9 protein-coding genes are annotated in these 8,568 nt (G+C 42.6%); 5 read left to right on the top strand and 4 right to left on the bottom strand.

What is annotated here, in order from left to right; all coding sequences use genetic code 11:
• The first annotated feature begins 199 nt into the window (after positions 1–199).
• The 5 genes from ABI367_RS11725 (at position 200) to ABI367_RS11705 (ending at position 3,839) form a co-directional block, all read left to right on the top strand.
• Entirely contained in the window at positions 200–1,486 is a 1,287-nt protein-coding gene (locus ABI367_RS11725) for a DUF2851 family protein (protein ID WP_462228200.1), read from the top strand.
• 1 nt (position 1,487) lies between these two features.
• Positions 1,488–1,709, top strand: a complete 222-nt coding sequence (locus tag ABI367_RS11720; protein WP_462228199.1) for a PspC domain-containing protein — start codon at positions 1,488–1,490, stop codon at positions 1,707–1,709.
• Positions 1,710–2,257: 548 nt separating this feature from the next.
• Complete coding sequence (locus ABI367_RS11715) at positions 2,258–3,160, top strand: DnaJ C-terminal domain-containing protein (protein WP_462228198.1); 903 nt, start codon at positions 2,258–2,260, stop codon at positions 3,158–3,160.
• Positions 3,161–3,178: 18 nt separating this feature from the next.
• Complete coding sequence (locus tag ABI367_RS11710; protein WP_462228197.1) at positions 3,179–3,475, top strand: chaperone modulator CbpM; 297 nt, start codon at positions 3,179–3,181, stop codon at positions 3,473–3,475.
• 115 nt (positions 3,476–3,590) lie between these two features.
• A complete protein-coding gene (locus ABI367_RS11705; protein ID WP_462228196.1) occupies positions 3,591–3,839 on the top strand; it encodes a hypothetical protein in 249 nt (82 codons plus the stop codon).
• 59 nt (positions 3,840–3,898) lie between these two features.
• Here ABI367_RS11705 and ABI367_RS11700 read toward each other — a convergent pair whose 3' ends face one another.
• The 4 genes from ABI367_RS11700 to ABI367_RS11685 form a co-directional block, all read right to left on the bottom strand.
• Positions 3,899–6,640, bottom strand: coding sequence for a hypothetical protein (locus ABI367_RS11700; RefSeq protein ID WP_462228195.1), 2,742 nt, complete (start codon positions 6,638–6,640; stop codon positions 3,899–3,901).
• A 100-nt stretch (positions 6,641–6,740) separates the two neighbouring features.
• Complete coding sequence (locus ABI367_RS11695; RefSeq protein ID WP_462228194.1) at positions 6,741–7,499, bottom strand: MBL fold metallo-hydrolase; 759 nt, start codon at positions 7,497–7,499, stop codon at positions 6,741–6,743.
• Positions 7,496–7,768: a hypothetical protein gene (locus ABI367_RS11690; RefSeq protein ID WP_462228193.1), complete on the bottom strand. Its 273-nt coding sequence runs from the start codon at positions 7,766–7,768 to the stop codon at positions 7,496–7,498. Before ABI367_RS11690 ends, ABI367_RS11695 begins: the two co-directional genes overlap by 4 nt.
• Positions 7,769–7,861: 93 nt before the next feature.
• Complete coding sequence (locus tag ABI367_RS11685; protein WP_462228192.1) at positions 7,862–8,533, bottom strand: LolA family protein; 672 nt, start codon at positions 8,531–8,533, stop codon at positions 7,862–7,864.
• Positions 8,534–8,568: the final 35 nt, after the last annotated feature.

The following is an 8,568-nucleotide window of genomic DNA, read 5'->3' as shown; positions in this document are numbered from 1 at the left end:
ATACAAGCTATGTTATCAACACCTTGTTAGTTGCGCAACAGCCTCTCTAAGGAAAAAGAACTAGGCCTCCGCGGCCATGAGCGGACGATGTTGTATTTTGAGACTATAATACCTCTGCGAAGCAACCGCAATCAGGCACTACGCTCACATAATGCTCAGTTAGGTTTGTTTTTATTTCAAAGTCTCCCTATCTTGCTATATGCTTTTCCCTGAAGATTTCCTGCATTACGTGTGGAAGTTCCGGCTGTTTGACCGCGCCGGGCTACAAACTACCACAGGCGATGCTATTGAAATTTATTCGGTTGGTTTGCATAACACCGATTCGGGCCCCGATTTTCATAACGCCAGGCTTAAAATTGGCGATACCACCTGGGCCGGGAATGTAGAGCTGCACCTTTCCTCATCCGACTGGCAAAAGCATAACCACAATACTGATAGCGCTTATAATAATGTAATACTCCATGTTGTTTACCGTGATGACGTGCCGCTGGTTTTGGCAGATGGCCGCCGGGTACCTACGCTGGAATTAAAGGACCGCATACCGGCTGAACTCTATCAAAGATACCACACCTTGGTTTTTGGTAACCAAACCATCATCCCCTGCGAAAACAGCATCCGCAACGTTGATGATTTTACCCTGCGCACCTGGTTTACCCGTATATTAATTGAGCGACTGGAAAAACGGGCCGAAGTTGTGAGCCAAAGTCTGCAAACCAACCGCGGCGACTGGGAAGAAACTTTTTACCAGCATCTGGCGGCCAATTTTGGCTTTAAAGTAAATGCCGTGCCTTTTGAACTGATGGCTAAAAGCCTGCCGCAAAATATTCTCGCCAAACATAAAAACAACCCACTGCAAATTGAAGCTTTGATATTTGGACAGGCCGGGTTTTTAAATGATGATTTTGAGGATAGCTATCCACAGCAATTAAAAACCGAGTATCAGTTTCTGCAAAAAAAGTACAGTCTTAAACCTATTGAAACCCATTTATGGAAGTTTATGCGGCTGCGGCCCCAAAACTTTCCAACCATAAGGCTGGCACAGTTCGCCGCGCTTATTGTAAACTCCAATCACCTGCTGTCAAAAGTATTAGATACGCGAGACGTGGCCGGCCTGCGCAACCTGTTTGCCGATATTAAAGTTAACCCTTATTGGGATGATCATTTCCGTTTTGATAAACCATCAAAACCTTCGTCAAAAAACCTGGGCGCGGCCTCCATTGATGTATTACTTTTAAATACATTGGTATTATTTTTGTTTAGTTATGGCAAGCAGCACCAGCTGCAGCATTTTATGGATAGGAGCCTTAAGCTATTAGAAAATTTGCCGGGCGAGCAGAACAATATAGTTGCTGATTTTGACTCATTGGGCATAAAAGCCAATTCTGCTTTTGAAAGTCAGGCATTATTGGAATTAAAAAACTATTATTGCAATTATAAGAAATGCCTGCAATGCAGCGTTGGTAATAAAATACTAAAATTGGTTTGATATGTTACAACGGGTGATCACTTTTTTTGAACGATATTCTTTTGGGGTTTGTACTTATCTTGGCGAACGCTTTAATGTTTCTATATCCAAAATACGGTTGTTTTTTATCTACTCCTCATTTTTAGCCGTAGGTTTTCCGCTTATCATGTACATTTTTGCCGGTATAGTGTTGGATATACGCAACTACGTTAAGCGCAGCCATACCCGGGTTACGGATCTGTAGACGCCATCCAACCCTCCCCGCGAGGGCTACCGTGTACCCATCTTTTTAATTTAAAAAAATGTGATTATATGTCCCGTTAGGGCAATATCGTTAAGTTAAGGTATGGAGTCCCATTTTAATATCGAACACAGAATGTCCAATGTCGAATAATGAAGTTAAAACTTCGATGTTCGATATTCAAAATTCATTATTCGATATTATTTAAGCTTCTGTTTTCCTTAACTTAATGACATGTCCCGTTAGGGACTACCTATTTGTAGAAAATAGCTTGAGTTTTAGCTTGTGCCACGTAGTGGCTACCCTTTTTTGAACGCTATTGCCCACCTGGACAGTTTAGGGTAGAGCCGATGGCTCAATTTTTTCTCTGTTTTTTTGACTACAAATAGGTAGTCCCTAACGGGACATAGATAGTCAAAAGATGTGGGTACACGGTAGCCGGGAGGGAGGGCTTTAATTGAAAATAAAAAAGTCTCCCCAACCGGGGGAGATTTAGAGGGGGCTTAAAACTATTATTGTATCTTTAAGTTTAGTAATAACAACTAAACATTATGCCCTTTATTGATTATTATAAAATTTTAGAGGTTGACAAAAAGGCGTCGGAGAAGGATATTAAAAACGCCTACCGCAAACTGGCGCGAAAATACCATCCCGACCTTAATCCGAATGATGCCGAAGCCAACAAAAAGTTTCAGCAACTAAATGAAGCCAACGAGGTTTTAAGCGACCCCGAAAAGCGCAAAAAGTACGACCAATACGGCGAAAACTGGCAGCATAGCGAAGCGTACGAACAACAGGCCAGGCAACAGCAGCAACAGGGCCGCCAGCAATACAACTATGGCGGGCAGGGCGGCGGCTTTGAAGATTTTGGCGGCGGCGGAGATTTTTCTGATTTCTTCCAATCCATGTTTGGCGGACAAGCGGCAGGAGGGGGGCGGCAATCGCGCTACCGGGGGCAGGATTTTAACGCGCAATTGCAGCTTAACTTAATTGATACGCTCGAAACACATAAGCAAACGCTTACCGTTAATGGTAAAAACATCCGCATAACTATCCCTGCGGGGATTGAGAACGGGCAAACCATTAAAATTACCGGGCATGGCGGCCCCGGTGTAAACGGTGGCCCAGCGGGCGATCTGTTTATAAAATTTTTAGTGGACGAGGATCCGCGGTTTAAACGTAAAGGCAGCGATTTGTATAAAACCATTAAGCTCGACCTGTATACAGCCGTGCTGGGCGGCGAAATAACTGCCGAAACCCTAACCGGAAAGGTAAAGGTGAAAGTTAAGCCCGAAACGCAAAATGGTACCAAAGTAAAGCTTAAAGGCAAGGGCCTCCCGGTATATAAAAAGGCCGATGAATTTGGAGACCTGTATCTTACTTATGATATACTAATACCTACCAACTTAACCGATCATCAGAAAAAGCTATTTGAAGAAATAGCTAAGTCCTAACCAATAAAACCAAAAGTTATGGCAACAAAGCATTTAATTACGATAACCGATTTTTGTGTTTATCATCATGTGGAAGATACGTTTATCCATTCATTACATGAGGCGGGGCTGGTAACAATTACTGAGGTTGATAAACAAACCTTTATACCCGAAAGCGAACTGCAAAAGCTGGAAAAAATGATACGGCTGCATAACGAGCTCGAAATTAATGTTGCCGGTATTGAGGCCATAACCCATTTGCTGCAACGGGTTGAGCTATTAAATGACCGCTTGCAGCAAATGAACAACAGGCTTGTTTTTTATGAACATGATTAATAGGTAGTTATAGGGAATTAAGGGGTTGGTTATGGTTTTTTTTAAACTATTTGTTGGGTTGATTGTCATAGATGTACAATAACGATAAGCGTTATTTATTATATAAACTAACACTATGAAAGCAATTAAATTAACAATAGTAGCATTAATAATGGCCTGCACATTTCAGGCTGCAAATGCTCAGGTAAGGGTAGGGGTAAACGTTGGTACACCGCCGCCGCGCCGTACCGTAATCGTAGAACATCGTCGCCCGGTAGTAGTTTACAGGCGCCATGTATACAGAAGGCCCTATGTACGCCATAGAGTTGTTCGCGAAAGAGTTATACGCAGACGAGTAATTGTACGTCACCACAGACGTTACTAATATCAAAAATGGCCCCGAAATCCGGGGCCATTTTTTTTGTCAAAAAATTAGTTTGAACGTTATTTTGATGAAAGATTTATTTTTTGCTGTTTATACCCCAAGCCACCATCTAAAGTTGCCCCTTCCATAATAACGCTATATGTTGATGGTTTATCCGCGCTATAAAAATTAACGGTTGCCTTGCCGTCTTTATCGGTGATAACATTAGGCTCCCAATAAATAGTTGAGCGCAAATCAGTACCCATAGCCACTTTTTTGCTATCAATCGTGTATTTGGGACTGTAAAATTGTTTGGGCAGGGTAAAAGGCAGGGGCCGATACAAATAAATACCAGGTGTTTTTTTATAAAAGGCGCCATTGCCAGAGTATGTGGTAATTTCTAAAAATATAGGTACAGACCTTTCAGGAGCCGCGACTAATATATGAGCGTAGTCCGGCTCGTAGGCCGTTGCGTATTTGGTACTGTTCATTATTTCGATACCCTTAATGTCATCGGCAGCTAAGTAGTCCATGTAGTCGGCTACCGGTAATCTAAACTTTTCAATAAATATCCCATCTATAACCAAATGGACAGAATGGCGTTTTAAATGATAAGCAAACCTGCCGCCGGGGTAAATTTCTTTTTCAAAAAGGTCTTTATATTTTGCCACCAATAAATCGTACAGGCTTTGGTGCTTTGCCTGGTGCATAAAATCTTCATCCAGTATTTCATCCGCCTCGCCCGGACCATTGAGGTTTTTCGAGTCCTTTATTATTCGCTTGTCTTTTATAATCACTTCCTTTAACATCCTTCCCTCGCCATTATAATTTGCTATGGCTTGTAATTGCGCCGCTTTTGTTTGCGTGTTTTTAAGTAATAAACTATCGCTGTTTACACACCAGGGTGCTTGTAATAAGGTGGGTTTAAATTCAGGTGCCTTAAATTCATCTACCTCTATGCCTACATTAAATTCCTTTCCGCGCTTGTTGCGGCTTTGCAAATTTATAACTGCCGAATCAAGCGGGAACAGACCTTTAAACGTAAACCGCCCCAATTTATCTGTTAAGGTATCAGCTACAGTAAATTGTTTATTTAAAAGCAGCGTCACTTTTGATTTTTCTATTTTTTTACCAAAAACATTGGTCACTTTACCGGTTATGGTGAACTCCGTTTCGGGCTGGTAATTTATTGGGTTACTATTGGGGTAAAATATCTCTGGCCAACTATACCCCACCCATCCCTGGGTCAGCAGCAGGTTATCCAGGTCTTGTTCTTTTTTTTCCGGGTTGATGAAATAATAGTTTGGGTCTTCTATGTTCCCTTTTAGGTCCGAGGTGAGTAGCATATTGGATAGGATATTGGTTGACAAGCTGTCGGTTTTTACCTGACTGTCATCAGTTACCGCTAAGGAGAAGTTGCCCTGCACCGGTTTGCCGTCTTTATCTTTTACCATGATGGCTAAGGCTACGCTGTCGCGTATAGTATAACTTGGTTTATTGGTAGCTATACTGATATTTAACTCATCGTTATGATTTACAAACACCTGTCGCTCGTTAATGGGCTCGTGGTTACTGTTTATCAAGGTAAACCTGGCTATCCCTGTCGGGAACTGATTTGTTGCTGCTGATTTGATTTGTTGATTATTATTCAGGGTAATGGTTTGCGCATAGCATACTACGCCTCGCGATTGGCCTATCAGGTAGTAGGTGGTTGGAATTGTTGGATTGGTTGCGCTTACTGTTATTTGTATCGAGTCTGCTGTTTGGGTTAGTTTTAATGTTGTGCCTGTTGGGTTTATTGTTGGTAAAGTATAGGTTTTGGTGTTGTTGGTTATTTTGGCGGTATAGGCCTCATTCGCCTTTGGCGTAAAAGTAAAACTGCCCATACCGGCATGGGTGGTTTTAAATTGGGCTACTTCCTGTTGTTTGCTGTCGGTTATGGTTCCGGTTATGTTCGTCCCCTTGCCATCCTCGGCTATGGCTTTTACGCCTATTTTGGCGGGTATACCTGCTACCAGACTGCCGCCCTCGGGCATAAACTGTATGTCTGTATTCTCAGGTCTGTTTATAGTTATGGGTATGATTAGTTCGGTAAGGTCAGCGGTGGCTTTGCTTACTTCTTGAGCTTTGATAAACAGATCGTTAATATTCGCTCCCTGCGGTACATCAAAGTTTACTTTCACAGTGCCGTCTATTCCGGTGGTCAGTTTATCTTTCGACAGGTTCTTCCTTCTATTCATTACCTTTAGCTGCATATCCTGCAATGCCCGCACGTGCCCATCTAACGACGTAAATTGCAATACACCTTCTACTTTTTCATTTTTTTGCGCAAAACCTGCTTTTACCAATAAAACGTCGCCTTTAATAGCGGCTACGGTTATTTCCTTTTTAAATACGTAGTCTTCCCCAAAGTTGCGCTGCCAGTTGGTATAGGCCCGCAGGGTATAGCTGCCATCCGGAATGGTTTTGCTATCCAAAGCTATATCGCCCCAGGCAAGGCCTTTCTCTACAGGTACCATGATACGTTTGGCGCTCTTGCCATCCCCGCCGTCCAGTTCCACGTACAATAGCCCGCTACGCTCAGACGGCGTGAGGTAATCGGCATTCAATAAATAGGCTTTAAACCGCAGGGTATCGCCGGTGGTGTAGTAGGGCTTATCGGTTTGCAGGTATAGTTTTTCTATGGGCCTAATCTCGTGTACAGCTTTTAAAAGGGATAAACTTCCCCTTAAGTTTTTGTCGGCTATAGCCTGTGCTCCGGCCATCAAAAAGCTAAATAATAAAAACGGTAACAGCATATAGCCCAAAATTCTGCTATTCATCGTGATGGTTAATTATTATAGGTTTATGCCGGTCAAAAAACTACCGCTAAAACAAATATAAATAAATAACTAAGGTTGTAGGTAATATGGTAAAAAAAAATTATATCTCCAATTTTAACCCATCATAAGCCAGCTCAACGCCGGCGGGTAGCTCTTTTGATATATCTTCATGCTTGCCCAAACGGTGGCTGATATGGGTAAGATAGGTTTGTTCGGCACCTATTTCGCGTGCAAAGGTTATCGCTTCTTCGAGGGTGAAATGTGATATATGGGTTTGCTTTTGCAGTGCGTTTATTACCAGTATTTTGCTGCCTTTAATTTTTTCTATCTCCGCTTCGGTTATTGTTTTGGCATCAGTTATATAGGTAAAATCATTAATACGGAAACCTTTTACCGGCAAACGGTAATGCATTACTTCAATAGGATTGAAGGTGATTTCGCCAATGTTAAAGGGTTCGCCGGTAATAGTATTAATGCTTATTTGCGGTATGCCGGGGTATTTAAATTCGGCAAATATATAATGGAACTCGTTTTTTAAAGCCTTTTGTACACGCTCTTCGGCATATACATCAATAGCCGAGTTTTGCTTATAATTAAACGCCCGCACATCGTCCAAACCGGCTACATGATCCTTATGTTCATGGGTAAATACTATGGCATCCAGGTGCTGTACCTTTTCGCGCAGCATTTGGTACCTAAAATCGGGCCCCGAATCAATAACCACCGTTTTATCGCCCTGAACCATAATGGACGAACGCAGCCTTTTATCGCGCGCGTCATCAGAGGTGCATACCTCGCAGCCGCAGGCAATTACAGGTACGCCCTGCGAGGTCCCGGTTCCTAAAAAAGTTACTGTCAAAGCTGTAGTTTGGTTTGTTTTATCTGCTGTAAAAATGCCACCTGTTTTTCGTCGAGTAGGTTATAGTCTATCTCCAAATCGCGGGCCAGGTCAACAATGGCCAGTATTTTGCTCTCTAAATTGGAGAAACGGTTTATCACAATGATCTTACTGCTTTGAAGCAAACAGGCCCCGGTTTTAAAGTTACCCTTTTCATACCGCACTTTGTACCCCGCCGTTTTTAACAGCAGTTCCAGTTTTTCGAGCGTATGGGTGGTGAGGGTGAGCATCGGATTGTAAATTTAACTTTTTAAGCTGAAAGCTGAAAGACCAAAGCAGAAAGCGAGGTAAAGTGCTTTACGCCTTCTGCTTTTCGCTTTAAGCTATCGTAAATCCACCAACTCAACACCCGGATGTGCTTTGGCATCGTAAGTAAATGTCGCTGCGGTTACCGGCGGGTTGGGGGTAAAGGTTTTTAAAGTGTAGGTTACCCTGTTGCCGTTTTTATCAAATACCAGGGCGCTGTAAATTTGTTTTTGGACCTTATCAATACCCAGCCGCACTTTAAAAATGGGGGTTTGGGTGTTTTCGGCGGTAAGGTCAATCATCTGGCAAACCTTTCCGGCTATTTTTTGGTCGCCGGTGTACAGGTATTTATAGCCATGCTCGTAAATGGTAAAAATTTGGGCGGGGTTAAAGTCGTCGTTACTATGCCCGGTGGTGCTTACCTGTGTTTCTTTATCATCGCGGTTATATACCCACTGGGTTTTGCCATCGCTGATGATCTCCTGCTCTACCTGTGTTGTTGAACCCTGACTGTATAAAATTATTTTATAGCGGTTGCTTTTAGGCTCGGTTATCAGCGTGCCGTTTTGGGTTAGCTTCATGGCCGCCTGCGCATTATCCAGCGTAAACGTAAAATCGCTTTTTATGGCGTTGAAGGAGCGATATTTCTGACTCACCGGACCTAAAATAGCTTTTGCCTGCGCATCTTTTTGAGCGAAGGCGTTAATGGATAAACTGATAAATAAAAGGGTGTAGATAATGTTTTTCATAGTGGTAAACAGGTGGTTTGATAGTGTGTTTTTCC

Source organism: Mucilaginibacter sp., from assembly GCF_039935595.1.
Taxonomy (GTDB): Bacteria; Bacteroidota; Bacteroidia; order Sphingobacteriales; family Sphingobacteriaceae; genus Mucilaginibacter.
Note: the sequence above shows the minus strand (reverse complement) of the source record. Positions and strands in the feature narration are given on the sequence as shown.